At 67.1% G+C, this 26,400-nt stretch carries 17 protein-coding genes and 1 pseudogene; 5 read left to right on the top strand and 13 right to left on the bottom strand.

Annotated features, from left to right (window positions below; genetic code table 11):
• Positions 1–2: 2 nt before the first annotated feature.
• Together ASF61_RS13015 and cphA are read left to right on the top strand one after the other, a co-directional pair.
• Positions 3–839 (top strand): cyanophycinase, encoded by an 837-nt coding sequence (locus tag ASF61_RS13015; RefSeq protein ID WP_056156433.1) that lies wholly within the window; start codon positions 3–5, stop codon positions 837–839.
• Positions 836–3,514 (top strand): cyanophycin synthetase, encoded by a 2,679-nt coding sequence (gene cphA, locus ASF61_RS13020; protein WP_056156435.1) that lies wholly within the window; start codon positions 836–838, stop codon positions 3,512–3,514. Before ASF61_RS13015 ends, cphA begins: the two co-directional genes overlap by 4 nt.
• Positions 3,515–3,526: 12 nt before the next feature.
• On the opposite strand, the gene ASF61_RS13025 is transcribed toward cphA, so the two are convergent.
• The 4 genes and pseudogenes from ASF61_RS13025 to ASF61_RS13040 form a co-directional block, all read right to left on the bottom strand.
• A complete protein-coding gene (locus ASF61_RS13025; RefSeq protein WP_229205837.1) occupies positions 3,527–5,977 on the bottom strand; it encodes a glycoside hydrolase family 127 protein in 2,451 nt (816 codons plus the stop codon).
• 116 nt (positions 5,978–6,093) lie between these two features.
• On the bottom strand, positions 6,094–7,056 hold the full coding sequence (locus ASF61_RS13030) for a sigma-54-dependent Fis family transcriptional regulator (RefSeq protein WP_229205838.1): 963 nt from the start codon (positions 7,054–7,056) through the stop codon (positions 6,094–6,096).
• A 1-nt stretch (position 7,057) separates the two neighbouring features.
• Positions 7,058–7,774: pseudogene (locus ASF61_RS22820) on the bottom strand (dicarboxylate/amino acid:cation symporter); the annotation flags it as partial.
• A gap of 219 nt (positions 7,775–7,993) precedes the next feature.
• Complete coding sequence (locus tag ASF61_RS13040; RefSeq protein WP_056156438.1) at positions 7,994–8,368, bottom strand: lysozyme inhibitor LprI family protein; 375 nt, start codon at positions 8,366–8,368, stop codon at positions 7,994–7,996.
• Between the two features lie 175 nt (positions 8,369–8,543).
• Here ASF61_RS13040 and ASF61_RS13045 point away from each other — a divergent pair, with 175 nt between their 5' ends.
• Entirely contained in the window at positions 8,544–9,377 is an 834-nt protein-coding gene (locus tag ASF61_RS13045; protein WP_056156441.1) for a hypothetical protein, read from the top strand.
• Positions 9,378–9,402: 25 nt separating this feature from the next.
• Here the strand turns inward: ASF61_RS13045 and ASF61_RS23770 are convergent, their stop codons facing one another.
• The 3 genes from ASF61_RS23770 to ASF61_RS13060 all read right to left on the bottom strand — a co-directional run bounded on the left by ASF61_RS23770 (position 9,403) and on the right by ASF61_RS13060 (position 12,622).
• The gene (locus tag ASF61_RS23770; protein WP_200919858.1) at positions 9,403–10,443 is read right to left on the bottom strand and encodes a hypothetical protein; all 1,041 of its coding nucleotides are present in this window, start codon (positions 10,441–10,443) and stop codon (positions 9,403–9,405) included.
• Between the two features lie 68 nt (positions 10,444–10,511).
• Positions 10,512–11,081, bottom strand: coding sequence for a hypothetical protein (locus tag ASF61_RS13055; RefSeq protein WP_156369584.1), 570 nt, complete (start codon positions 11,079–11,081; stop codon positions 10,512–10,514).
• Positions 11,082–11,398: 317 nt separating this feature from the next.
• The gene (locus tag ASF61_RS13060) at positions 11,399–12,622 is read right to left on the bottom strand and encodes a glycoside hydrolase family 30 beta sandwich domain-containing protein (RefSeq protein WP_056156444.1); all 1,224 of its coding nucleotides are present in this window, start codon (positions 12,620–12,622) and stop codon (positions 11,399–11,401) included.
• Positions 12,623–12,896: 274 nt separating this feature from the next.
• Here ASF61_RS13060 and ASF61_RS13065 point away from each other — a divergent pair, with 274 nt between their 5' ends.
• Positions 12,897–14,468, top strand: a complete 1,572-nt coding sequence (locus ASF61_RS13065) for a catalase (RefSeq protein WP_082491582.1) — start codon at positions 12,897–12,899, stop codon at positions 14,466–14,468.
• Positions 14,469–14,532: 64 nt separating this feature from the next.
• Here ASF61_RS13065 and ASF61_RS13070 read toward each other — a convergent pair whose 3' ends face one another.
• From ASF61_RS13070 to ASF61_RS13085, 4 genes are all read right to left on the bottom strand, one after another.
• Positions 14,533–15,843, bottom strand: coding sequence for a right-handed parallel beta-helix repeat-containing protein (locus ASF61_RS13070; RefSeq protein ID WP_056156446.1), 1,311 nt, complete (start codon positions 15,841–15,843; stop codon positions 14,533–14,535).
• 90 nt (positions 15,844–15,933) lie between these two features.
• Positions 15,934–17,175: a glycosyltransferase gene (locus ASF61_RS13075; RefSeq protein WP_056156449.1), complete on the bottom strand. Its 1,242-nt coding sequence runs from the start codon at positions 17,173–17,175 to the stop codon at positions 15,934–15,936.
• Positions 17,176–17,316: 141 nt separating this feature from the next.
• Complete coding sequence (locus ASF61_RS13080) at positions 17,317–18,111, bottom strand: ABC transporter substrate-binding protein (protein WP_056156452.1); 795 nt, start codon at positions 18,109–18,111, stop codon at positions 17,317–17,319.
• A gap of 5 nt (positions 18,112–18,116) precedes the next feature.
• Positions 18,117–22,373 carry an ATP-binding protein gene (locus ASF61_RS13085; RefSeq protein WP_056156454.1) on the bottom strand — a complete coding sequence of 1,419 codons (4,257 nt, stop codon included), beginning with the start codon at positions 22,371–22,373 and terminating at the stop codon, positions 18,117–18,119.
• 295 nt (positions 22,374–22,668) lie between these two features.
• Here ASF61_RS13085 and ASF61_RS13090 point away from each other — a divergent pair, with 295 nt between their 5' ends.
• Complete coding sequence (locus ASF61_RS13090; RefSeq protein WP_056156456.1) at positions 22,669–23,949, top strand: sugar MFS transporter; 1,281 nt, start codon at positions 22,669–22,671, stop codon at positions 23,947–23,949.
• 45 nt (positions 23,950–23,994) lie between these two features.
• On the opposite strand, the gene ASF61_RS13095 is transcribed toward ASF61_RS13090, so the two are convergent.
• Complete coding sequence (locus ASF61_RS13095) at positions 23,995–24,348, bottom strand: hypothetical protein (protein WP_056156458.1); 354 nt, start codon at positions 24,346–24,348, stop codon at positions 23,995–23,997.
• A gap of 127 nt (positions 24,349–24,475) precedes the next feature.
• Positions 24,476–26,311: a glycoside hydrolase family 28 protein gene (locus ASF61_RS13100; protein ID WP_056156460.1), complete on the bottom strand. Its 1,836-nt coding sequence runs from the start codon at positions 26,309–26,311 to the stop codon at positions 24,476–24,478.
• Positions 26,312–26,400: the final 89 nt, after the last annotated feature.

Consider the following 26,400-nt stretch of genomic DNA (forward strand, 5'->3'; position numbering starts at 1 on the left):
TCATGGGGACCGGCCACCTGATCATCATCGGCGGCGGCGAAGACCGCACCGATGACAAGAACGTCCTGACCCGCTTCGTCGAGATGGCAGGCGGCGCTGAGCGCCGCTTCGTCGTCATCACCACCGCCAGCCGCGTGCCGGACAAGGTGTGGGAAATGTACGATGCCGCCTTCGGCGACCTGGGCGTGGACGCCCGCACCCACCTGCACCTCGATACCCGCGCCGACGCCAACAACCCGGACCTGGTGGCGGAAATCGAGCAGGCCGACGGCATCTTCATGACCGGCGGCGACCAGAAACGCCTGCTGGCCATCATCGGCGGCACGCTGGCCGACCACGCCATGCACCGCGCGCTGATCGAACGCGGCGCCGTCATCGCCGGCACCAGCGCCGGCGCTTCCGCCATGTCGGCGCACATGCTGGCCGACGGCAAGACCAACCTCCACCCCGAGAAGGGCGCGGTCCACCTGGGCGCAGGCCTGGGCCTGGTCAACCGCGTGGTGATCGACCAGCACTTCTCGCAGCGCCACCGCCTGTCGCGGCTGTTGACGGTGATCGCCGCCAACCCGCACCTGCTGGGCGTGGGCATCGATGAAGACACGGCGCTGATCGTCACGCCGGGCTCCAGCATCGAAGTGATCGGCGACGGCGCGGTCACCATCGTCGATGGCCGCGACACCATCACCAATATTGCGGACCTGCCGCAACACGGCTGTCCTGAACTGATCGACGTCCGGCTGCACCTGCTGCCCTCGGGCTCGCGCTACAAAACCAGCGAAGCTCCGGCCCCGCTCCAGCACTTTATGCACGTCATCACGCAAAGGAACACCCTGTCGTGAACCTCATCGAACAACGCGTGCTGCGCGGCCCGAATCTGTACAGCAGCGCGCCGTGCCTGCTCACCGTGATCGACCTGGCGGAACTGCAGGGCGTCAGCACCAGCGCCCTGCCCCATTTCAATGATGCGCTGCTGGCCCTGATGCCCAGCCTGGCGCAGCACTACTCCCCGCCCGGCAAGCCGGGCGGTTTCGTGCAGCGCCTGCAGCAGGGCACCTATATGGCGCGCGTGGTCGAACACGTGGCACTGGAACTGCAAACGCTGGCCGGGGCACCGGTCGGTTTCGGCCGTTCGACGCCGATCGAAGGCCAGCCGGGCCGCTACCGCGTGATCTGCGGCTACCAGTTCGAGCAGGTGGCGCAGGAAGCGTTTGCGCTGGCCATGGCGCTGGTATCGCACGTGGCACTGACGCCCGAGCAGCCGTTCGCGTTCGACGACCCGCTCGACGACCTGCGCGAGCACGCGGAGCGGCGCGCCATCGGCACCAGCACGGGGGCCGTGATCGACGCGGCTACCCGGCGCGGCATTCCCAGCCTGCGCCTGACCGAAGAAGCCAACCTGTTCCAGCTGGGCTGGGGCGCGCGCCAGAAGAGGTTGCAGGCTACCGTCACCGGCAACACCTCGCTGGTCGCCGCCAACATCGCTAGCGACAAGCAGTTGACCAAGACCCTGCTGGCCGGCGCCGGCGTGCCGGTGCCGCGCGGACGCCTGGTCACCGATGTCGAACAGGCCCTGCGCGCAGCGCGCCGCATCGGCGTACCGGTCACCATCAAGCCGCTCGACGCCAACCAGGGCAAGGGCGTCACCACCGTCTGCATCACGCCGGAACAGATCGAGACAGCCTTCGAGCATGCGCGCGGCTACAGCCGCCGCGTGATCGTGGAACAGTATCTCGAGGGCCATGATTATCGCGTGCTGGTCACGGGCAACCAGGTGGCGGCCGCGTCGCGCCGCCGCCCGCCGGAAGTGACCGGCGACGGCGTGCGCACCATTGCCGAACTGGTGGCCCATGAAAACCTCGACCCCGCGCGCGGCGACGGCCACACCAACATCCTGACCAAGATGCGCCTCGACCAGATTGCGGAAGACCTGGTGCGCAAGCAGGGCTACAGCTTCGACAGCGTGCCGCCGGCCGGTGTGGTGGTGGCCCTGCGCGGCAACGCCAACCTGTCCACCGGCGGCACGGCCGAAGACGCGACCGACCTGCTGCACCCGCTCACGCGCGACATCTGCATCCGCGCCGCCCGCACCATCGGTCTCGACGTGGCCGGCATCGACATCATCTGCCGCGACATCGGCGTGCCGCTCGACGAGCAGGATGGCGGCATCATCGAGGTCAATGCCGCGCCGGGCATCCGCATGCACCAGTACCCGAGCAGCGGCCAGCCGCGCGACGCCGGCGACGCCATCGTGGAAGCCATGTTCGGCAAGGACAACGGCCGCATTCCGGTCATCGCCGTCACCGGCACCAACGGCAAGACCACCACCGCCCTGCTGCTCGGCCATGCCGGCCGCGTGGCCAAACTGGGGACCGGCGTGACCACCACCGAGGGGGTGTTCATCAACGGCACACGGATCGACCAGGGCGACTGCTCCGGCTACTGGTCGGCGCGCAAGGTGCTGACGTCGACCGAAGTCGATTTCGCGGTGCTGGAAACGGCGCGCGGCGGCATCCTCAAGCGCGGCCTGGCATTCGACCGCTGCGACGTGGGCGTGGTGCTCAACGTCAGCGCCGACCACCTCGGCATGGACGGCGTGGAAACGCTGGCCGACCTGGCGGAAGTCAAGGCGGTGGTGGCGCGCACCGCCAGCCGCGCGGTGGTCCTTAATGCCGAAGACCCCTACTGCGTGCGCATGGCGTCGCAGGTCGAGGACGGCGTGGAGGTGCTGTATTTCTCGCTCGATCCCGAGCACCCGGTGCTGCTGGCCCACCTCGAACACGGCGGCCGTGCGGCCTGGCTGCAGGACGGCGTGATGACGGTGTCCGACGGCGCCTACCGGCATGCCGTGATCGACGCAGCCGCCGTGCCGATGTCGGTGCAGGGCCATGCCATGTTCAACGTCGCCAATGCGCTGGCGGCCACCGCCGCGCTGATGGCCAGCGGTTTCCAGCTGGCCCAGATCACCACGGCGCTGGCCAGCTTCGTGTCGGACAGCCACAACAATCCGTTGCGCTCGAATATCTACAGCCTCGGCCAGGCCACGGTGGTGGTCGATTACGCCCACAACCCTGCCGCCTACCGGGCGCTGGGCAAGATGGCGCGCTCGCTGGTGGGCGCCACCACCAGCGGCAAGGTGATCGGCGTGGTGACCGCGCCCGGCGACCGGCGCGACGCCGACCTGCGCGACGTGGGCCGCAGCTGCGCCATCGACTTCAACGAGTTGATCGTCTATCAGTCCAATCCGCGCGGCCGCGCCGACGGCGCAACCGGCGCCCTGATCGTGGAAGGCATCCGCCAGCAGCTGCGCCGCGACGGCACGGCCGTGCAGATCGACGATGTCCACCGCGCGCTGGCGGTGGCGATCGCCAAGTCCCAGCCCGGCGATGTGCTGGTGTTCTCGTCGCCATCGACGCCGCACATGCTGGTCGAGGCGCTGCGCCCGCTGTACCCGGAGCAGGCCGCCATCATCGCGGCAGACCTGCAGCCGATGCACAGCGAGTGCCAGGACGCCTGATCCGGCCGGCGCTCAGGCCACCCGGTACAGGCGCACGCCGAATACCGGGCCGGCCGTGTGGCCCGGTTCCGGTTCGAAGCGCACCACGATTGCCTGCTTGCCCTGCGTGAGCGCAACCGGCACCGGGTAGTTCGCGTCGAAAAACGTGCCGGGATGGCTGGCGTCGAGCTTGACGCGGGCCACGCGCTGGCCGTCCACCAGGATGTAAAAGTCGCGGTTGCGCTCCTCGCCCCAGTAGCTTGCCTGCAGCACCAGCGGGCCGTCGCCGCACTTGAGACGGAAGCTGAAAAAACCGCCGGTACGGGCATCGCGTCCCATGCGGCCCCGGTACGACACCGGGTATGACATCTCCGATTGCAGGTCGTGGTCGCGTTCCGGCTGCATTTCGCCCAGGTGCATCACGTCCACCGACCGCGCCGCCAGCGCCTTCAGCCGCGCCTCCTCCTTGCGGAAGTCCGCTTCCGACTGCGCCCATTGCGCTTCCGTGTACGCATTGAAGTACACGGCCGCGCGCCGCTCGTACTGCGAGAAGAACGGTTTGAAGGTCATGTCCCCGGGCCGTCCGCTGCCCACGCTGCGATAGGTGGCCTGGCGCCGGTCCACCGCCACGAACGTCCCGAGGATGTCGGCGCCGACCAGCGCCGGCGCCAGGCCGTCGAACGGCTGGTCCGACGGCCCCAGGTCGGCCGCCAGCACCATCGGCCCGCGCAGCAGCGCCTGCACCTGCCCGTTGCCGGCAGCACCTTCGAGCCGCAGCGCCAGCGGCAGCGACAACCGGACCTGGTCGCCGGCCTGCCAGCGCCGCTGCAGCAGCAGATAGCCGTGGCTGCGCGCGGCCCGGAATGGCTTGCCGTTGACCAGCAGCGTGTGGTGCGCAGCCCATGCCGGCAGCCGCAGCGCCAGCGTGGTGGCGTGCTGCGCGTCGGCGCGCCTGACCGCGATATCGATCTCGCCCTCGTACGGGTAGCGCGTGGTCATCTCGAGCGCCGCAGTCCCCTCGCGCCAGGCGACTGTGGACGGGATGTACAGGTTGACGAACAGGGTGTCGCCGTTTTCCCAGTAGATGGAATCGCCGTGCTTGGCGTGGCTCTCCATGCCGGACAATACGCAGCACCAGAAATCGTTGTCTTCGCTGGAAAATTCGCGCGCCACGCCCGACATCAGCGGCGTCATGTACGTGAACATGCCGGTGCGCGGATTCTGGTGCGCCAGGATGTGATTGAGGTGGGTGCGCTCGTAGTAATCGAAGTAGGCGGCGTGCGGCGCCCAGCTGTAGAGCTGGCGCGTGAGCTTGAGCATATTGTAGCTGCAGCAGGCCTCGCAGGTCTGCTCGGTGATGTGGGTGGCGATGGTGTCGGGCGCGGAAAAATATTCGCGGTCGCCGTGACCGCCGATCACGTAACTGTGGTGCCGGGTCACGCGCTGCCAGAAGAAGCGCGTGGTTTCCGCATAGCCGGGGTTGGGGTCCACCTCGTGCAGACGGCCCAGGCCCAGCAGCTTGGGAATCTGGGTGTTGGCATGCAGGTTGGCCAGCTCGTCCCGCCCGTGCGCCAGCGGGTCCAGCACCTTGCGGTGGTACAGGCGGTGCGCCAGCGCCAGCCAGCGGCGGTCGCCGGTGCGCGCATACAGTTCGGCGAAGCTTTCGTTGATGCCGCCGTGCTCGCAGGCGAGCACCTGCTGCAACTGGGCGTCGTCGAGCGCCGCGCACACGGTGGCGATATAGCCGGCAAGACCGGTCGCCACCTGCAGCGCCTCGGTATTGCCGGTATAGGCATGGGCGTCGAACAGGCCGGCAAACACCTTGTGCCAGTTATACAGCGGCACCCAGCAGCCATTGAGGTCGAAGCCGGCCGAGTGGATCTCGCCACGCATGATTTCGGGGAAGATCTCCTTGCCATCGACCACCGTGCCGTCCTTGCGCTTGCGCATGAAGCCGCCGACATAGCCGTCGCCCTGCGCCTGCTGCACGCGCGCCAGTTCGGCCACGATGTAGGCGATGCGCGGCGCCAGCGCCGTATCGCCGGTCTGCGCATGCATCAGCGACAGCGCCGACAGGTAATGGCCGAGGCCTTCGCCGGCAATGGTGTCCGACTCCCAGCCGCCGTAGATGGCGCCTTTCACCGGCAACCCGGCGAACTTGTGATAATTGTGCAGGAAACGGTCGGCGCTCAGCCGCAGCAGGTAGGCCTGGTTGGACCGCACGGCGTCCGCATACACCGAAGGCAGCAGCCGTACCGCCGCCAGCGGCACGGCGCGCGCGGTGCCGGGCATGCCGGCCCGGTCACCGTCCGCGGCAGGCGTCTGCGCCTGCTCGCGCGCGTGATGTTCGGCTTCGCCATGCGCCGGCGCTGCGCCCTCCCCGGCGCCGACAGCAAAGGTAGCGCCACTCCAGCCGGCCAGTCCCAGGCTGGCGGTGCCCTTCAACAGCAGGCGGCGGTGGCGAAACGGATCGGATGGGGACATGGCGGCTCCTGGTGCACGATACTGCGCCTAATTTACCGCGCCGCCAGCCCCATCGTCTTGCACGGCCGCGCCGCAAACGATGACGAATTGTGCACAATGCGCGCTGCGCCACGGGGCTAGCTCTTGTAGTCGTCGGCATTGAGCCCGTATTTCTGCAGCTTGTAGTACAGCGTCTGCTTCGGCACGCCCAGCGCCAGGCTCACTTCCGTCACGCTGCCGCCGGCCTTGCGCAGCTCCTGCTCGATCACTGCGCGCTCGAAACCGCCCACCTGGTCGGCCAGCGGCACCGGCGTGAGCGCCCGGGCCGACAGCAGGCCGTCCGCCCCGCTCGACAGGCCCAGCGCGTAACGCTCGGCGATGTTGCGCAGTTCGCGCACATTGCCGGGCCAGTCGTGCGCCATCAGCGCCTGCATCAGCGGTCCCGGCACCGGCGGCACCGCGCGCTTGTAGCGCGCTGCCGCGCCAAGCAGAAAATGCTCGAACAGCAGCGGAATGTCCTCGCGCCGTTCGCGCAGCGGCGGCAAGGTCAGCACGATCAGGTTCAGGCGGTAATACAGGTCGCTGCGGAATTTCTGCTGGTCCGACCATTCCTTCAAGTCGACCTTGGCGGCCGCAATCACGCGCAGATCGACCGGCACCGGCGTATTCGATCCCAGCCGCTCGACATAGCGCTCCTGCAGCACGCGCAGCAGCTTGACCTGCAGCGGCAGGGCCAGGCTCTCGATCTCGTCGAGGAACAGCGAGCCGCCGTCCGCATGTTCGATCTTGCCGATCTGCCGTTTGGCCGCGCCTGTAAACGACCCCGGCTCGTGGCCGAACACTTCGCTCTCGAAGATGTGCTCGGGTATGGCGCCGCAATTGAGGGCGACGAAATGCCGGTCGCGGCGCCGGCTGTACTGGTGCAGGCAGCGCGCCACCATTTCCTTGCCGGTGCCGGTGTCGCCGTAGATCAGCACGTCGGCCGGTTCGTCGGCCAGGTCCAGGATCAGGCGCCGCAGGTCGCGCATGGCCGGCGAATCGCCGAGCAGTGTCGCCTCGATGCCTTCGCCATGCTCGATGCGGTGGCGCAGCGCCGCCACTTCCCCACAGGCAGAACAGGCCGAGATAGAATCCGCCCATGAACTTGGCAAAGGTCAGCAGGATGCCCAGGCCGTTGGTGGTCACCACCGACGCCATGGCTGCGAACACGGCCAGCGGCGCCAGCTTCATGATGGTGCCGGTAATGCGCAACATGACCTGCGCCAGCTGGTCGATGGCCGCCGTCAGCTTGGTCGCCGATTCGCCCAGCGCTCCGAGCGCGCTGCCGAAGAACAGCGAAAACACCAGCACCTGCAGGATCTCGTTATTGGCCATCGCCTCGACCGGCGAGCGTGGTACCAGGTGGCTGACGAAATCCTTGAGCGTGAACGCGGCGGTCTTCAGGCCGGTGGCGGCATCGGCCGGCGGCAGCGGCAGGCCCAGGTGCGTCCCCAGTTGCAGCAGGTTCGACAGCAGCATGCCCAGCGTCAGCGACAGCAGCGAAGCCACCACGAACCAGGCCATGGCCTTGACGCCGATACGGCTGGCGGCCTTGCCGTCGCCGAGGTGGGCGATGCCGACCGTCAGCGTGGAAAATACCAGCAGCGCGATCACCATCTTGATCAGGCGCAGGAAGACATCGGTGATGATGGCGATGTGCGACGCGATCTGGGCGCTCAGCTGCCGGTCGGTGCACACCATATGGCAACCGTAGCCGACGGCGATGCCAAGCACCATTGCGATCAGGATGTATAACGTTAACGGGCGTTTCTTCTTCATGTGCTCCTCCAGGTTTTGCCCCGGGTCGTCGCCCGGATATGGAGGAATAGCAATCGATATGCCAGCGATCATCCGCCGAGATGACGATCGCAAGTCATTGAAAATTCAAAGGATTTTTTGTGGCGTCGGCCCGCGCCAAGGCGAGCGTGCGCGGAACTCTGTAAAGTGCGCACGCCAGGCGTATGAAAAACTGGACATCCGCCTGCAGCAGTCAGGCCGTCAGCCGGGGCCCGTGAAGCGCTCGAGTTCCCTTGTCCGCGTCTCTGCCCGGTCCTGCATGCAGCCCAGGTACATCACGGTGCGGGCGCTGCCGGTGCCGTACAAGGCCAGCACCGTCTTGCAGTCGGCCTCGCGGAACTTGATCCAGAGCCGCTGGGCGGCTACGAACTGGGTGCGTATCGCCCCTCTGTCGAGCGTGTCGCGCACGCGCTGGTACTCGGTATTGAGACGGTCTTCGGCCGCCTTCTGGGTGCCCGCCGCGCACGCGTTCATGTCGCGCGTACTGGTGGCGGTGGCGCAATCGCGGGCGTGGGCGCTGCCGGCGCCCAGGACGAGAACGAGGGCGAACGTGAAGGCGGACAGCGGTCGGGACATGGCGCTCCTGGCACGAAAAAGTCAGATCGAAGACGAACGGCTGACCATCAATATAGCATCTCCCCCGTCCCGCAGCCGGCCGCAGCCGGGCGCTGGTACAAACCAGGAAATACGGTTACCCTTGCCGTGGTACTGACCAGCCGTTGCGCCCGCAGATCATGATAAGGAGACCGCTATGAACCGCCGAACCGGCTTGATCGGGGTAGCCCTCGTGACCGTCCTCGTGTCCGCCTGGCTGCGCGGCCCAGGGACGCCCGAGGTCTCGCCGCAGGCCGAGCCGGCACCGGCCGCCGCCGCGCCGCCGGTGGTACGGGCATCCGCCGCGCCGGTGTCGGGCTGCGCCACGCCTGCCTTGTTCAGCAGCGCTGCGCGCCCTGTGACGACCGCACCGGACCGCACCCTGGCGCAGCTGGCCTACAGCGCACCGGGCGCCCTGGCAGCGCGCGTAGGCACCGAACCGGGCGCCGGCATCGCGCTCTACCAGATGCTCGCGTATTGCAGCGCGGTGCCGAACCGCGATGCGGGGCCGGTAGCGGTCGCGCCGGCCGCGAACTGCCCGGTGTTCGATCCGGCCACCGTGGTGCGGCGCCACCGGGTGGAGCTGCTGCAGCAGGCCGCCCGGCTCGGGTCGCTGGAGGCGAAGCTGCTGTACCTCGATGCGGCGCCGGCGGTGGCCGACGAGTTCCGGCTGCAGGAAACGGACGATGGCAAAGCCTACGCGCGCGCGCTGCTGGCCGACGCCGAGGCGTTCGGCCAGGACGCCGCCCACGCCGGCAGCGCGGAAGCGATGCGCTTCATGAGCGCCGCCTACGCCTCCGGCCTGTTCGGCCCCGCCGATCCGCAGCGCGCCTACCTGTTCGCCCTGCCCCTGCAAACAGCAGGTACGATCGCCGATCGCACGCGCCTGGCCGAGCTGGGCGCGCGGCTCAGCGAAGCGCAGCGGCGCGCCGCCCGGCAACAGGCATTCGGCTGCCAGGACGCGGATGGCGGGCCGGCGCACGCTTCCTGAGCGGGCCGGGCGCCTGCCGCAGGTATCAGCCGCCCAGCACTTCGCTGAACTGCTGGCGCTCGGCCGCCGAGGCGCCGGGGCGCTTGACGGCGGTTGCCAGTGCCGCCCGCAGATTGGGCGTCAGTTCCACGTCGCCGCTGTCCACCGAGCTCAGGGTTTCCCGCACCAGGTCGCTGTACGCCCCTTTCGCCAGCTGCGCGACAGCGATATTCGACGCCTCGGCCGGGGAATTGAGCCGGTAGAGCTTCTGCACCGCCAGTGCGCGCACCATATCGCTGCCCTGGCTTTGCGCCGTCTGGTTCAACAGCGCGATGGCGTCGCTGCGCAGGTTGGCGACATCGGCGTTCTTCTGTTCCGCCAGGGTGCCGATGAAGTTGAGCCGGGACACCGCGGTTCGCTCGTCGGCACCGGCGCCTGCCCTGCCATCGGCCAGCGCGCGGACGATCACCTCCGGCGGCGCCTTGCCGGGCAGGTTGAAGTAGGTTTCGTACATCTCGGCGAACTTGCTTTGATCGCCGTCGGCCCAGATCGCGTTCGCCTCGTGTAACACGATGCTGCGACCGGCCGGGGTGGCAACCAGCAGCGAGCGCACCATGTCGCGCTCCATGCCCTGGTCGGCCGGCATGTCGTGATAAAACTGCTGCACGGCCTTGACGACGTCGAGGTCGTTTTCGATCGACGCCAGCAGGCGCGCCTGGAATAACTCGGTTTCCGCGCGCGACAGGTTCTCGCGCTTGACGATCTTGTCGACAAAGGCGCGCAGTCCGTCGCTGGCTTGCTGCCCGGTCAACGGCTTGACCGCGGCAGCGCCCGGCGCATCGACCGGCATGCCCGCCGTGCGCGCAAGCGGCATGGCGCCCGTTGCGCCGTGCGCCACCTGCACCGGCGCCGACGGCACGGCGGAACCGGGGCCGACTGGCGCTGACGCGGCTGTCGCAACGGCCGGCGCGGCCTGATGCGGGCCGCCGAACACCAGATAGCCCGCGGCCGCAAGCAGGGCGCTGGCGCCGATGACGACGGTGGCCGCCGTGCGGGTGGAGGAGGAAAAGGAACATCTCGAAGGCATGGCAATCCCCGGAAAAATGGTGGTCTGGGCAGGACGGCCCGGCGGCCGTCCGGAATACGGGTCAGGTATCAGATCCGTTCGTAGTCGCAGCTGCTGCCGCGCCACTCGGGCAGGTAGCCGTCGGTATCGTAGGTGCCGCCCACGTAGACGCAGCGCCAGCTGGTCCCGCCCAGCCAGTCGGCGCGCCATTTGTCCGGGCAGTCGTTATCGATAGTCAGGTAGGTGTCGCCGCCGGTCACGCGCAGTCTTCCGTAGCGTTCGCTGAAGTTGATCACGGCGCGGCCCTTGTAACCCTTGTTGGGACTGCACGTGATGGTTTCGCTGCGGATGTTGCAGGCGGTCCAGGAACGGTTGGCCGAGGCATTGATCTCCATGCCGCCGATACGGGTCGGGATCGCCCACTTGCCGCCGATATTGAAGCCGGTCGTGTGGCACGAGGAATGACCGGTCGTCAAACCGACCGAGCCGCAGCTGCCGCCCTGGTTGCTGAAGCAGTAGTGCCATTCCGAACCGTCGAGGTAATACCCGTGCTGGTTCTTTCCGAGCCACCCCTGGAACTGGGTATTGAGGCTTTGCGCCCCAGCCAGACCGCACAACGCGGCCATCCACAACAACACAACGTACTTTATTGATTTCATGATGGTTTCCTGAAACGGGTTTCGTAAGATGACTGACATGAACAAGCAAGGTCGTTGCGATCGGAGCATTTCCTTTCAACCAACAACCCACGCGCAGCGTAGCGAATTTTTGTGACCGCAGCGTTACGACGTGAAACTAGATGAAGGGAATGACTGGCGCGCGACAGCTGCAAAACGGGCGGGCGGCGGATCGGCTCACTCGGGGACGGGAGCGGCCAGGGAAGGAAGTGGAGAAGTGCGCAGCCTGGCGGCAGGGAGCCGCCAGGCTGCAAGCAGCGGATCGGCGCCGGCCGATCCGCTGCGCTGACGACTGCGCGTCAGGGGCTGACGAAGGTGCTGACGCTGCCCGGGTCGATGAAGGCGGTGGCAACGCCGCCGCTGACCGCGTACTGGCCGCCGTATTCATTGTTGGTGCTGGACGACGTGCGGGTCTTTTGCAGCGACGCTGGCGCGCCGCTGCTGAAGGTCAGCTGCAGCTGGCGCTGCGCGGTGCCGTTGTTGATCGCCACCACCACGATCTTGCCGCTGCTGTTCTTGTACGCGGTGACGAACACGTCCGAATACGGGTTGGCGGTGGCAGCGATGCGGGTGTAGCCGGGACGGACATACTTGGCGTACTGCGCCATGATGTAGCCGCGCTTGCTCAACAGGCCATCTTCCGTCATCAGGCCGTACGAACGCCGGATATACCACCAGATGTAGGCGTTGTACTTGGCGATCATGCTGTTGTGGATTTCCAGCGCCACCGGCAGCGCGGCGCTCCAGTTGTTGGCGTCCGTGTTGTCGGTGTAGTGCTCGGTCATCCACACTTCCTTGCCCTTGGCGGCAGCCAGCGGGAACTCCGACGGCGTGGTGCCGTACAGGTGACCGCCGATCACGTCGAGATGCTGCGCGGCGCCGCTGTCGTTGAGGATGGGCGTGGCAATCGCCTTGTCCGAACGCAGCGACTCCGGTGCGATCACTTTCAGTGCGCCGAAACGCGACCCCTGGCCGGACAGGAAGCTGATGAACTGGGACGACGTCCACGAGCATCCCTCGTACGGCGCCTCGAAGTCGGGCTCGTTCTGCACCGAGATGCCGTACAGGGCCGCACCGTTGTTCTGCATGAAGGATGCAAAGTTCAGCAGGTGGGTAGCGTAATCGCCGTAGGACGCCGGTTTCAGGCTGCCCTGGATCAGGCTGTTGTTGGTCTTCATGCTGGCCGGCGGCGACCACGGCGAGGCGAACAGCGTCACGCCCTTGGCCTTGGCCAGCACGGCGGTCGGTACCTGGCTGCGCCAGGCGTTGCTGTCGGGTGAGATGCGCATGCGCATCATCGACAGGCCCATCTGGCCGTTACCGGTACCGAAGGCGGTGTCCACCTGGGCCGGGGTGAGATCGGCAATCCAGTCGGGACCGTTGAAGCCGCCAAAGCCGCGTATCTGCTGGTACGTGGTGGCGGGATTGATGGTCACGACCTGGGCCTGCGCCAGCGACCCAGCCCCCAACGCGGCAGACAGCAACAGGGCGCGCACGGCGCCGTTCAGCATTACCTTGTTCATTGTTTGTCTCCTCCAAAACGTTCATCGAATGCCGCGCGACCGCGTTTAACATCGTGTACCAGTTTTTGGTAGCGCAACCAATGCAGTGTAGCAAGCTGTTCAGGATTGTCAACTTGCAAAGTTGCCGCAACCAAAAGTCGTTGTACAAAGCGATGACAGCGGTTGCAATCCCGCCAGATCACAGTAAACACTATCGATTTCATAGAAATAATTGACTGGATCAATTAATGACCAGGTCGTAATGTTGTCTTCCTTGCCTTAACACGGAGACATCATGAAAGCTACCACCCGGGTCACCTTCAGCCTGGCCCTCGCAGCCGCGATGGCCGCCGGCGCCGCCCACGCCCAGACCGCCAGCCAGCCAGGCAGCCCTGCCCCCACCCCGCCCGCGACGCAGATGACGCGCGATAACGGCGCACCGGTCGGCGACAACCAGAACTCGCAGACGGCCGGCCCCAACGGCCCGGTACTGCTGCAGGACGTGCACCTGATCCAGAAGCTGCAGCGCTTCGACCGCGAACGGCAGCCGGAACGGGTGGTCCACGCGCGCGGCACCGGCGCCCACGGCGTGTTCGTCGCCAGCAAGGACCTCTCCGCGTACACGCGGGCGGCCGTGTTCACGCCGGGCCAGCAGACGCCCGTGTTCGTGCGTTTTTCCAGCGTCATCCACGGCAACCACTCGCCGGAAACCCTGCGCGATCCGCGCGGCTTCGCCACCAAGTTCTACACCAGCCAGGGCAACTGGGACCTGGTCGGCAATAACCTGCCGGTGTTCTTCATCCGCGATGCGATGAAGTTCCCGGACATGGTGCACTCGCTCAAGCCGGCGCCCGATACCAATATCCAGGATCCGAACCGCTTCTTCGATTTCTTCTCGCACCAGCCGGAATCGACCCACATGCTCACGCGCCTGTACACGGACCAGGGCACGCCGGCCAGCTACCGCGAAATGGATGGCAACAGCGTGCACGCGTATAAATTCGTCAACGCGAAAAACCAGGTCCACTACGTGAAGTTTCACTGGAAAAGCCTGCAGGGCGAAAAAAATCTCGACGCCAAACAGGTGGAAGCGATCCAGGGCCGCGAGTTCAACCACATGACGCGCGACCTGATCGGCGCCATCAAGGAAGGCCGCTATCCGCAGTGGGACCTGTATGTGCAGATCCTCACACCGGAACAGCTGGCCCGGTTCAACTTCGATGCGCTGGACGCCACCAAGATCTGGCCCGGTGTTGCCGAGACCAGGATCGGCACGATGACCTTGAACCGCAATCCCGATAACGTGTTCCAGGAGACCGAGCAGGTCGCGATGGCGCCGTCCAACCTGGTGCCCGGCATCGAGCCGTCGGAAGACCGCATGCTGCAAGGCCGCCTGTTCTCGTATGCCGACACCCAGCTGCACCGGGTAGGCGCCAACGGCCTGCAACTGCCGGTCAACCGTCCGCGCAATGACGTCGCCAACAACAACCAGGATGGCGCCATGAACGGCGGCAACCGCAAGGGCGATGTCAACTACCAGCCAAGCACGCGCGCGCCGCTGGCCGACAATGCCGAGTTCAAGGCCACCGAGCTGAAACTGACGGGCACGACCCAGCAGGCGCGCACCGTCAAGACGCTCAACTTCGCCCAGGCCGGCGACTTTTACCGGTCGCTCGATGCGGGCCAGCAGGCCAACCTGGTGCGCAACCTGGCCGGCGACCTCGGGCAGGTGAAGGACGATGGCGTCAAGTACACGATGCTGTCCTACTTCTACAAGGCCGACGCCAGCTACGGCCGCGCCATCAGCGCTGCCGTGCAGGCCGACCCCGAACGCGTGGCGCAGCTGGCCGCGCAGCTGAAGGAATGAGCTGAAGGAATGCGCTGCAGGGAGGCGCTGCACGACGAAGCGCAAGCCGCAAGCCGGCCGCCGCTCAGCGCCGCTCGAACGCGCCCAGGTCGGGCGCAGCGCCGTTGAACGGCAGGCCGACATCGACGCCCCGGTCGATCAGGCGGCTGCCGGCCGCCAGGTGGTAGGCGCGCAGCACCGGCAGGCTGCCGTCGGCCTGGCGCGGGGCATCCCAGCCGGTGGCAGCGACGTCGTCGAAGTCGGCGTCGCCGGCTGCATCCGGCAAATTCCAGGAGTTGTTGCGCATGTCGGCGCCGTCGAGGTTGCGCCCGAGGCGGCCACGGTACGAGACATTGTTGCGCAGCGTGCCCAGGTTGATGCGCGCGCCGTCGGGCGCCACGCCCAGCATGTCGTAGTTGACGCCGTTCTCGAACGCCGTGTTGTTGAAGAAGTCCAGTGCCAGCGGATGGTGGTTGGCATAGAAGCCGGCCGCCTTGTTGCGGAACGCGACCGAAAAACGCACCACGTGGCGGGCGCCATTGGCGACATAGGCGCCGTCATAGCCGCCGGCCTTGATGCCGTTGCCGTTACCGTCGGGCAGCGGCGTGCGGGTGCCGGGCAGATAGCCTTGCGACCACGCCCACGAGTGTTCGATCACCACCGGCGAGTAGGCGTTGATCAGGTCGAAGCCGTCGTCCGAATTGGCCCAGGCGCGGCAGCCGCGAAACACATTGCCCGGGTGGTTGGCCTTGATATGGGCGCCGAAACCGTCGGCACTCTGGCCGGCGCCATTGGACGTGTATGGATCGTAGTTGTGGTGCGAATCGGAGTTGAGCACCAGGTTGTAGCTGCCGTTCTGGATGAACAGGCCCGGTCCCATGTTGTGGTGCAGATCGAGCTGCTCGAAGATGTCGTGGCTGCCGCTCACCCACACGCCCCACGATTCGTGATTGAGGCGGTTGCCCGGCTGCTGCGGCGCGCCCGTGATTTCTAGTCCTTTCAGATGCAGCCAGCTGCCCGTCACATTGAACCCCTTGACCCGGCAGTCGTCCTTCATGGCCGAGAAATCAAACACCGGCTTTTCGCCCGGATAAGCCCAGTAGCGGATCGGCAGCCCGTCGGCGCCGCTCTTGTCGAGCGTGACGGCGTTGACCGTGGCCGTGCGGCTGGCGCAGCTTTCCACGCCGGCCGTGACCAGGTACCGGCCGCCGCGCAGGTACACGGTGTCGCCCGGCGCGGCCTGGTCCTGGGCGCGGGCGAGCGTAGCAAAGGGCGCGGCCTCGGTGCCGGCGTGGCCGTCGTTGCCGGCTGGCGCAACGTACCACGTGGCGCACTGCGCGGGCGCGGCGCCCAGCGCCAAAATCCAGCCCGGAACTAAGATGGCAGAGAATCTCATTGGCAATGAAGGTAGTTTCACGTGTCGCCGATTATAGGGTGAAACGCTGCGTGCCAGACCGGGTCGCGTGCGGCGGCCCGCACCGATCCGTCAGGCGCGCGATGAGCGCACCTGCGCAGCGCCGACCCGGTGGCCAGGCGCTGCCAGCAGACCGGCGTAGCGTTCGAGCAGTTGCGGCATCACGTGGTTCCAGTCGTAGTGCTCGCAGGCCTTGCGGCGGGCATTGCTGGCCAGCGCCGCCAGGCCGGCCTCGAACATGGCCGCCACGCCGTCGGCCAGCGCCCCGGCGCTGTCGGGCGCCACCACCAGTCCCGTGTGGCGGTCGATCAGCTCGGCCACGCCGCCGCCCGTGCCCAGCACCGGTATGCCGCAGGCCATCGCTTCCAGCGCCACCAGGCCGAAGGTTTCACCATCGGCCGGATGGACGAACAGGTCGCAGCCGCCCAATAGCGCCGCCAGCCGCTTCGGGTCGGAGACGAACGGCAGCACCGTGCTGCGCGGGATCACGGCAGCGGCCCCGGCCGCCACGCCGCCGCCGACCAGCAGCAGGTGGTACGGTCGTCCCAGGCGCTGCATGGCGCCGGCCAGCAGGTGCAGCTTTTTTTGCGGCGTGAAACGGCCGGCGTAGACCAGCAGACGGGTTGCCGGGTCCAGCCCCAGACGCTGGCGCAGCGCAGCGTCACGCCGCGCCGGACAGAATACCCCGGCATCGACACCGAGCGGCTGGTGCACGGCGGCGGGAACGCCCAGTTGCGCCAGCCGCCGCACCATCAGCCGGCTCGGCGCCAGCACCAGGTCGCAGCGGCGGTACACGCGGGCCAGGTAGCGGCGGACCAGCGCCGCCCCGGCTGGGCCGAAGCGCTGCGCCGCCAGCGCATATAGGTCGGAATGGTAAAAGCCGACCACCGGCATGCCCAGGCGGCGCCGCGCCGCCAGCGCCGACAGTGCGAACGGGCCGGCGTCGCCCACCTCGACCAGGTCGGGGCGGGTGCGCTCGCATATCTGGAGCAGCGCGCGCGGCGTGCGCGGCAGCCGGTAACCATGGATGCCCGGCACGCTTCGGCCCGCCAGCGCGATCAGCGCAGTGCCGGCGCAAGGGGACGCAGAGCCCGCCGTAAAAACCGGTGCAAAGCCGGACCTCACGTCGGGCATTGCATCGGACATTACAGCGGGCACTGCGCCGCCGGTGGCACACCCGGGCGCCATGCTGGACGTGACGATGGTGTGGCGCCACTGGCCAAGCTGGGCGAGCCAGCGCGACTTGGCGTTCAGGTAGCTGCTGATGCCGCCGCCGTGCACGGCATAGAACATGGTGACGTCGAGCAAATGCATGGCAGGATCCGTCGCGCAAAACTGGGACCTTAGCAGTGCCACCCGGGCCGGTCTTGCGCGCGCTCACCGGCGCAGGCCGAACTTCTACGGCAGAGCCATCTGCCGTCCCGGCGGCGCCGAGCACCGGTGCGCGCCAGGCCCTCAGCGCAGGCCGGTGCGCGTGCCGGCGTCGGTCGGCCCGGGCAGCTTCTGCAGCTTTTGCAGCGTGCCGTCCTTGCGCATCGCCGCCAGCGCCCGGTCGAAGGCGGCCACCACCTGCGGCGCCACGGTGCGGCGGTTGAAGATCAGATAGGCCTGGGTGCGCTCGATCGGCGGGCCGATGACCTTGACCTTGTCCTGCATGCCCAGCCGCTGGAGCACGGCCATTCCCACGGCCCGGCTGCTGACCAGGGCGTCCATGCGTCCGGCCAGCAGTTTGCGGAAATTGGCTTCGTGGTTCTGCGCTACTTCCAGGCGGGTGAACACGCCGCGCGCGACGGCGGTATCGACAATGGCGCCGTACGAAATGTTGTTGACCACCCCCAGGCGCACATCGGCCAGTTCGCTCACGTTGCCGTGAAAGGTCAGGCGCGCATCGTCGCGCACGAACACCACGACATCCTGGGTCAGCAGCGGCTCGCGCGGATACAGGTACTGCCGTTCGCGCTGCGCCGTCTTCTTGATGGTGAAAAAGCCGTCGGCGGACGGCGTATCGATCAGCGACAGGCTGCGCGCCAGCGGATAGAACTGCAGCGCGACCGGCTGTTTCATGCGCGCGAAAACGGCGCGCACGAGGTCCACCGCGATGCCGGTTGCCGGCCTTCCCTGCTGCACTTCCATGTAAGGCGGATAGTCGTAGCTGACCAGCACCAGCGGGCGCTGCGCGGCGCCTGCCGGCAAGCAGACCGCCAGGACCAGCAGCCAGCCGGACAGCACGCGCACGAACAGGCGTTTCATCGCTGCTAGCTGGCCACCCGCCCCGCCAGATCGGCCATCAGGCGCACGATCTCGTCGAAGCTGACCGGCTTGGTCAGGTGGTGGTCGAAACCGGCTTCGTCCGACTTGAGTCGGTCCGCTTCCGTGCCCCAGCCGGTCAGCGCCACCAGGACGACGCCGCCCAGCCCCGGCAGCTTGCGCAGCGCGCGCGCCACGTCGTAGCCGTTCATGCCGGGCAGGCCGATGTCGAGGAACACCACCTGCGGCAGGAAAGTCTGCGCCCGCCCCACGGCGTCGATGCCATCGTGGGCGGTCTGCACGGCGTGGCCCTTGATCTCGAACAGCGCCGACAGCGTCTCGGCCGCATCGACATTGTCGTCCACCACCAGCACGCGCAGCTTGGCGGTCGATGCCGATTGCTCCTTGCGAGCAGGCGACGGTGCCGACACCGGCGACGAGGCGGCCGGCGCTGACGCCGCCCCTGCCGCCAGCGATTGCGCGGCCGGCATGCGCACCGGCAGGTGCAGGGTGAAGGTGCTGCCGCAGCCGGCGCCGGCGCTGTGGGCGCTGACCTTGCCGCCATGGAGTTCGGTCAGGCGCCGTACCAGGTTCAGGCCGATGCCGAGGCCGCCCTGCGCCTGCGCTTCGCTGCCCGGCACCTGGGTAAACATGTCGAACACGCTGCCCAGCGCCTCGGCCGGAATACCGACGCCGTTGTCGGAGACGCTCACGGTCAGCTCGCCGTCGGCCACCGCGGCGCGCAGCTCGATGGCGCCATGGTCGGGGGTGTACTTGGCGGCGTTATTGAGCAGGTTGCCGATCACCTGGGCGATGCGCTGGGCGTCGAGCCACACCGGTTGCGGGTGGTCGGAGACGGAGAGCTTGAGGCGGTGATGGCGGGCGTCGATCAGCGGCGTGCTCAGTTCCACCGCGTTGCGCACCACGGCATTGAGGTCGGCCGGGCCGAACACCAGCACTTCCTTGCCGCGCGCAATGCGCGCCAGGTCCAGCAGGTCATCGACCAGGTGCACCAGGTGACCCACCTGGCGCTCCATCATGCCGCGGATCCGCTCGATTTCTTCCTGCGCCAGGTGCTGGGCGCGCATCATTTCCAGGCCGCTGCGGATCGGCGCCAGCGGATTGCGCAGCTCGTGCGCCAGCGTGACCAGGAATTCGCGCTGCGCCTGGTTGGCCTGCGACAGCTCGCCGGCCTTGCTGCGCAGTTCGGACTCGCCGCTCTTCTGGTCGGTCACATCGAGCGTCACGCCGTCGAAGTGGATGATGCCGCCCTGCTCGTCGTGCTGCGACCAGGCGATCATGCGGATCCAGCGCGGCGCCGTCTGGCCCGGCGCCGGCGCCACCCGGAACTCGGCTTCGTACCCCTCGCCCTCCACCATCGCACGCTGGAACTCGTCCTGCACGCGGTCGCGGTCGTCGGGGTGCACGCGCAGGTAGAACTGCGACACCGGCACCAGGCCGTCGGCCGGCAGCGCGAACTGGGTGCGCAGCTGGGCGTTGGCCTGCATGGTGGACAGCGGCGAATCGGCATACCAGACGCCGATGCCGCTGGCGCGGGTGACGTTGGCAAAGCGGTCCTGCAGCATGCGCCGCTCGTGGACGTCGATCACGGTGCCGATGTAGCCGACCAGGCGACCGTCGCTGCCCAGGCGCGGCGCGCCGGCGTCGATCACCCAGCGGTAGGCGCCGCTGCGGTCGCGCAGGCGGTAGTCGATCGAGAACGGGCGGTTGCGGTCGCAGGCGGCGGTATAGGCTTCGCCCACGCCGACGGCATCGTCCGGATGGATCAGCTCCATCCAGCCGCGCCCCAGGTCCTGCTCCGGCGAACGGCCCGTGTAGTCGAACCAGCGCTGGCTGAGGAACGTGCACTGGTGGTCTTCGTCGGTGGTCCAGAACATGGCCGGCGATGCATTGACGAGCGAACGGAAATATTCTTCGCGCTCGCGCAGGGCCAGCGTGGCCTCCTGCCGCTCGCGCGCCTGCTCGATATGGTTGCGCACGCGGGCCAGCAGTTCATTGGCGGAAAACGGCTTGACCAGGTAATCGTCGGCGCCCGCCTCCAGGCCTTCGATGCGCGCTTCCTCGCCGGCGCGCGCCGACAGCAGGATCACGGGCACATGGCGGATCGCCTGGTCGGCGCGGATGGTCTTGAGCAGCGCGAAGCCGTCGAGGCGCGGCATCATCACGTCGGACAGCAGCAGGTCGGGCGGGTTGCGGCGTACCGCCTCGAGCGCCTCCTGGCCGTCGGCGCAGGTCTCGACGGTGAAATCGCGTTCGAGCAGGGTGCGCACGTAACCGCGCATGTCCTGATTGTCGTCGGCGATCAGGATGCGGGCGCGCTGCGCCGGGGCTGCCGCCGCATCTGCTGCAGTCGGGATCGAGGCGGCAGCGGCGGCCGGCGCGGGCGGCACGCTGTCGGGCAGCCAGCGCAGCGCTTCCTCGACAAACGCAGACCCCATGCGCTCGCCGGTAGAGCTTTCCGGGCGCGCCACCACGTACTGCGGCGGCAGGTGGCCGGAGCCGAACGGCACCTCCACCGTGAAGATGGTGCCCTCGCCCAGCGTGCTGTCGACGCTGATGGCGCCGCCGTGCAGCCGCACCAGTTCCTGGATCAGCGCCAGCCCGATGCCGGTGCCTTCGTAGCTGCGGCCCTGCACCCCTTCCACCCGGTGGAAACGCTCGAACACGCGCGGCAGTTCGGCGGCCGGAATGCCGGCGCCGGTGTCGCGCACGGTCAGCCGCGCGCCGCCGGCGACTTGCTCCAGCCGCACCGTGACGCTGCCGCGCAGGGTGAATTTGAACGCATTCGACAGCAGGTTGAACACCACCTTTTCCCACATTTCGAGATCGACAAAGACCGGTTCGGACAGCGGCGCGGTCTCCACCCGGTAGGCCAGCCCCGCCTTGTCCATGGCCGCCTCGAACACGCTGGCCAGGTTGGCCGTGAGCTGGGCCAGGTCCACCGGCGCGAAGCGCGCCTGCACCCGGCCGGCCTCGATGCGGGAAAAGTCCAGCAGCGAGTTGACCAGTTTGAGCAGCCGCAGCGCGTTGCGGTTGGTGAGGTCGATGCGGTCGCGCTGGCGTGGCGAGAGCGCGTCCGCCGTGTCGCCCAGCGCATCTTCCAGCGGGCCGAGGATCAGCGTGAGCGGGGTACGGAATTCGTGCGGAACGTTGGAGAAGAATGCGGTCTTGGCCTTGTCGATTTCCGCCAGCGCGGCTGCGCGCTTCTGTTCCTGCTCGTAGGCCAGCACGTTGCCGATGGCGGTGTTGAAGGCGCCGCGCAGCAGCTCGTAGAAATTCAGGTAGGCGTCGTCGAGGGCGCGGCGCGCACTCACGCCGGCCACCAGGAACCCGTAAGGGCGCTCCTGCCCCGCCACCGTCAGCGGCAGCACCATCGCCGTGTGCGGCGCCTCCTCATAGGGCGGGCAGTCGAAAGCGCCGAAGCGCGCAGCCAGGTGTTCGATGCGCTGGTTGCCGCCGGCCGCCAGCGCGGCGGCAAAGTCCCAGCCGCCCTGGCCCGGCACGGTTGCGGACGCGACGTCGGGCGCCAGTGCACTGCCTGCCGGCAGACCGACACGCGCGCGCAGCGCCAGCGTGCGGCCATCGTCCGACAGTTCGTAGAGCAGCATGAACGGCACGTCCATGGCCAGCGTTTCGCTGTCATACACCATCATGCGCGCCAGTTCGTCGCCGGTGCGCGCCAGCGCGATGTGGCCGGTCAGGTCGCGCAGGTTCTGGGTGCGGCGCGCGTCGAGCACTGCCGCCGTGCCTTCGCTGATCGGGTGGAAGATGCCGCCGACCTTGCCCGATTCGGCGCGGATCGGCGAAAACGAAAACGTCATGAACGCTTCTTCGAGATAGCCGTAGCGGTCGAGGAACATGCGCTGGTCGCGGATGTACACGCCCTCCCCCGCATGGGCGCGGTCGAAGGCGTCGCCGACCACGGGCAGCGCGGTGGCCCAGCAGATCTTGAATGGTTCGCCCATCGACTGCGGATGCTTGGCGCCGCAAATCGGCCGGTAGGCATCGTTATAGATCTGCACATCTTCCGGCCCCCAGGCCACCAGCATCGGAAACGTGGACGACAGGCACAGGCTGACCGACGTGCGCAGGCTTTGCGGCCAGCCGGACACGGGTCCGAGCGGCGTGGTGGACCAGTCCATCGAGCGTATCAACTCGCCCATGTCGCCGCCGCCGGCCAACCATCCGAGATCGTCCGCCGTGGTCTTGTCCACCGCCTGCGCCCCTGCTCCCTGCTGCTCCATCCATCCCCCGTTCGACGCTGCGTCCGGAGGCCATTCCTCCGGTGCTGCAGTATAACCTTTTGCTTCCGGAAACCCCGCGCATGCTCTGCGGTGCGGCAGTATTTCGTGCATTCAGGCAATAATCAGCCATAATCTGATTCGGTGATAACTGTCATCATCATTTCGGTATAGAGGAATTCCATTTAGTTATTGGTGTTATGCACGCTTTGCTACTAAGATTGCGATCCAGGCAAGTCTATAAAAAGGATATAAAGTGGCGGCACCAACACCTTCGAGCAGCACCAGCAGGCCCTCCATGAGCGCAGCGCACGCCAACACGGCAAAATCGGCGATGTATTTGCTGACCAGCCTGTTCTTCACCTGGGGTTTCATTACCGTCATCAACAACACGCTGCTGCCGCACCTGCGCAGCGTGTTCGAACTGAACTATACGCAGACCACGCTGATCGAATCGGTCTGGTTCATCGCTTATTTCTTTGCCTCGATTCCGTCTGCGCGGCTGATCGAACGCGTCGGCTACAAGAAGTCGCTCGTCATCGGCCTGGTCATCATGGCCGCCGGTGCGCTGATGATGATCCCGGCCGCCCACCTGCCGTCGTACCCGGTGACGCTGCTGGCGCTGTTCGTCATTGCCTGCGGCATCACGCTGCTGCAGGTGGCAGCCAATCCGTACGTTGCCGTGGTCGGTCCCGCCAGCTCGGCGTCGGCGCGCCTGAACCTGGTGCAGGCGTTTAACTCGCTCGGCACCATGCTGGCGCCGCTGTTCGGCGGCTACCTGATCCTCGGACGTTCGAGCTCGGGCACCACCAGCGCCGACCACGTGCTGACCCAGGCCGAGCGTCTGGCCGACGCCCGCGCCGTGGAACTGCCTTACCTGATCGTGGCCGGCGTGCTGGTGATCCTGGCCGTCGTCATCGCCCGCTTCCCGCTGCCGGAGATCGGCGCCTCGACCAACCGCGAAGCGGCCAAGGCGGCGCGCAAGAACCACTCGCTGTGGAAGCACCGCAACCTGGTATTCGGCATTCCGGCCATCTTCATCTACCTGATCGCCGAAATCGGCGTGGCCAACCTGTTCATCAACTTCGTCTCGCAACCCGATATCGGTAACGTCACCCACGAAAAGGCGTCGCACTACCTGATGCTGCTGTGGGGCGGCATGATGGTCGGCCGCTTTGCCGGCAGTGTGCTGATGCGCAAGTTCACGGCCGAAAGCGTGCTGGCAGGCTGCAGCATCGCAGCAGCGCTGGTGATGCTGGTAGCGACCTACTCGGGCGGCTCGCTGGCGATGTGGGCGCTGATCTCGGTGGGCCTGTTCCACTCGGTGATGTTCCCGACCATCTTCACGCTGGGCATCAAGGGCCTCGGTCCGCTGACCGAAGAAGGCTCGGGCCTGATGATCATGGCGATCGCCGGCGGCGCGCTGGTCGTGGTCCAGGGCATGCTGGCCGACCACTTCGGCTTGCAGCAATCGTTCCTGCTGACGGTGGCGTGCGAACTGTATATCCTGTTCTACGCGCTGTGGGGCGCCAAGCCGACCAACGCCTTCCCCGAGGAAGCGGCAAGCGACCCGAAATAAGCACTCCCCCCAAAAAAAACCCCGGCGCGCCGGGGTTTTTTTATATTACTGGCATTTGCCGCGCAGCTTGGCGACAGCGATGAACGGCAGCGCCAGGTAGCCCGCCAGGAAAAACGTCGGCTGGCGCTTCAACCCTTGGGAATGCAGGCAATCGGGTACTTGCGCTTCGTCGAAGGCTGCTGTCATGATCGCGGCGTTGGCGGAACTGAATGCCGGGGCGCCGGAGAACGCCTGTGCCGGCGCCGCAGGCGGCGCTTCGGCCTTCTGCGCTGCGGCCACCGCCTGGATCAGGGCGGGGTCGAGCTGCCCCTGCAGGTGTTTGACATCGGCGACCGGCGCGGCGTCGAGCACCGGGTCTCTGGCACCATCGCCCGCGTGGGCCGCCAGTGGAAAGATCAACGCGCAAACAAGAACGAGCCTCATGACTTACCGCCCCAGGAAAATCGACCCCGATGCCACGGAGTAAATGTGGACAGCATAGCATCTCCGCTGGCGGGCGTCGCACCTGGCCGACTAAAAAAACCGCTCAGGCATCGATCTTCCGGTTGACCGTCTTGCCGGCGATTTTCACGTTCTTGAGCACCAGGTTTTTCACGTTGTAGGCAAACCAGGGCTGCTGCGCGTCGCGCGGCGTGCCGAAGTCGCAATCGCTGATCGTGATGTGATCGAGCGGCAGCGTGGGCTTGCCCGCCGGGCCGTTGTAGGTGCCGGCCACCGGCCCCAGGATCACGAACGCCTGGAAGCACGAATGCCTGCCGGTCGGCGTCTGCACGTCGCTCACGCGCAGGTTGGAGATGTGCACGTCGGAGACCTCGGGCGGGCGGATGCGCACGCTCTCGTCCACCGGCGTGTAGTCGCAATCGATGGTGATCACGCCGCCGGCCGTGGTGTACGGCACCGCCGGCAGGCGGGTGCCGGGCAGCTGGCTGTAGCTGCGGCCGATGGTGGCCACGCCGTTGGGCAGCGTGCAGTCGCGCACGTAGAAGTGGCGCAGGAAGCCGCCCCGGTTCATATTGGTCTTCATGCGGATGGCCGTGTTCAGGCCCGAGGTCTGCCAGTACTTGTTGCGGAAATCGAGCCGCTGCGCGTACACGTGCTCGATACCGCCGGCCATCTCGCTGCCCAGGGTCATGCCGCCATGGCCGCTGTTCATCACGCAGTCCTGCACCAGCACGTTGCGGGTGGGGCCGAAGCCGGTGTCGCGGTTGCGGCCGGCCTTGATGGCGATGCAGTCGTCGCCGGCATTGAACTCGCAGTGTTCGACGAATACCGTGTCGCACGCCTCCGGGTCGAAGCCGTCGCTGTTCGGTCCCTGGCTTTCCATGCGCACCTTGCGCACGTGGACATTGCGGCAGTTGACCGGGTGGTGCTGCCAGAACGGCGTGGCCGTCACCATATACCCTTGCAGCAGCACGTCGGTGCAGCCGATGAATTCGATCATGCTCGGGCGCAGGTAGTGGCCCACGCCGAACACGCGTTTGGCCACCGGCACGCCCGCTTCCGACAGCGCCGGCAGGTAGCGCACGTCGGCGCGGAAGCTCTGCGGCGTCGCTTCGATCATGCGCCGCTCGTGCTCCGGCAACTGCGGCGCCACTTCGGCCAGCGATGACGGATTGCGCTCGTTGACGGCATTCTCGGTCTGCACGCTATCCTTGTTGTGGCGTCCCTTCCAGTCCCACCAGCAGCCTTCGCCGTTTTCAAACGGCACGCCGCCCTGGCCGTCGAGCACGCTGGTCCAGTCCTCGCCGGTGAGCGCGATATTGGTCTGGCCGTAGGCGTACACGAGCGGCGAGTAATTGAGCACATCGTTGCCCTGCCAGCGCGAGATCGACAGCTTGCCGCTGGCGCCGCAATCGATCTCCCCGTACTTCGCATAGTCGGCCGGGTTGGCGCTGAAATACACGTGGGCGCCCGCAGCGAGATGCACGTGCACGTTCGAGCGCAGCACGATCGGACCGGCCACGTACCAGTCGCCTTTCGGTATCACCACGCGTCCGCCTCCGGCCTGGTGGCAGGCAGCAATCGCAGCAGCGATGGCCGGATAGGCATCGGGCGAGCCGCGCACCGGCGACGGCACCGCGGCCTTCTCGGTGTAGCGGACGATGGCGGTGACCGGCGCCAGCGTGCATGGCGTGGCGCCATAGGCAGTGATGACGAAGTCCTGGTCGCGGAAGGCCAGCGGCCGGGCGAACTTCTGTTCGATCTCGCGCGCGCGCTGCCAGGGATCAGCAACGCTGCTCCCGGCAGCGGCTGCGTGGGCGCCGGCGGCCGGCAGCAGCGCCGATGCGCCGGCGCCGAGTCCGAGGGCTGTCAACAGGCTGCGGCGCCTGCGGTCGATCGTGCGCGCGAATTTCACCTTCATGGTCTGGTCTCCGTCATTGGTTAACTGCCCGGATTGTCCGGGTCTGACACTGCGGGACCATTCTAGCAAGATTTCAAGGTGGTTAGACC

The sequence above is a fragment of the Duganella sp. Leaf126 genome (genome assembly GCF_001423125.1).
GTDB lineage: Bacteria > Pseudomonadota > Gammaproteobacteria > Burkholderiales > Burkholderiaceae_D > Rugamonas.

Bases quoted from the DNA above. Each gene is read 5' to 3' on its own strand.
- ASF61_RS13015 (WP_056156433.1), top strand. From the start codon at position 3: ATGGGGACCGGCCACCTGATCATCATCGGCGGCGGCGAAGACCGCACC.
- ASF61_RS13025 (WP_229205837.1), bottom strand. From the start codon at position 5,977: ATGTCCCCATCCGATCCGTTTCGCCACCGCCGCCTGCTGTTGAAGGGC.
- ASF61_RS13040 (WP_056156438.1), bottom strand. From the start codon at position 8,368: ATGTCCCGACCGCTGTCCGCCTTCACGTTCGCCCTCGTTCTCGTCCTG.
- ASF61_RS13045 (WP_056156441.1), top strand. From the start codon at position 8,544: ATGAACCGCCGAACCGGCTTGATCGGGGTAGCCCTCGTGACCGTCCTC.
- ASF61_RS23770 (WP_200919858.1), bottom strand. From the start codon at position 10,443: ATGCCTTCGAGATGTTCCTTTTCCTCCTCCACCCGCACGGCGGCCACC.
- ASF61_RS13055 (WP_156369584.1), bottom strand. From the start codon at position 11,081: ATGAAATCAATAAAGTACGTTGTGTTGTTGTGGATGGCCGCGTTGTGC.
- ASF61_RS13060 (WP_056156444.1), bottom strand. From the start codon at position 12,622: ATGAACAAGGTAATGCTGAACGGCGCCGTGCGCGCCCTGTTGCTGTCT.
- ASF61_RS13065 (WP_082491582.1), top strand. From the start codon at position 12,897: ATGAAAGCTACCACCCGGGTCACCTTCAGCCTGGCCCTCGCAGCCGCG.
- ASF61_RS13070 (WP_056156446.1), bottom strand. From the start codon at position 15,843: ATGAGATTCTCTGCCATCTTAGTTCCGGGCTGGATTTTGGCGCTGGGC.
- ASF61_RS13075 (WP_056156449.1), bottom strand. From the start codon at position 17,175: ATGCATTTGCTCGACGTCACCATGTTCTATGCCGTGCACGGCGGCGGC.
- ASF61_RS13080 (WP_056156452.1), bottom strand. From the start codon at position 18,111: ATGAAACGCCTGTTCGTGCGCGTGCTGTCCGGCTGGCTGCTGGTCCTG.
- ASF61_RS13085 (WP_056156454.1), bottom strand. From the start codon at position 22,373: ATGGAGCAGCAGGGAGCAGGGGCGCAGGCGGTGGACAAGACCACGGCG.
- ASF61_RS13090 (WP_056156456.1), top strand. From the start codon at position 22,669: ATGAGCGCAGCGCACGCCAACACGGCAAAATCGGCGATGTATTTGCTG.
- ASF61_RS13100 (WP_056156460.1), bottom strand. From the start codon at position 26,311: ATGAAGGTGAAATTCGCGCGCACGATCGACCGCAGGCGCCGCAGCCTG.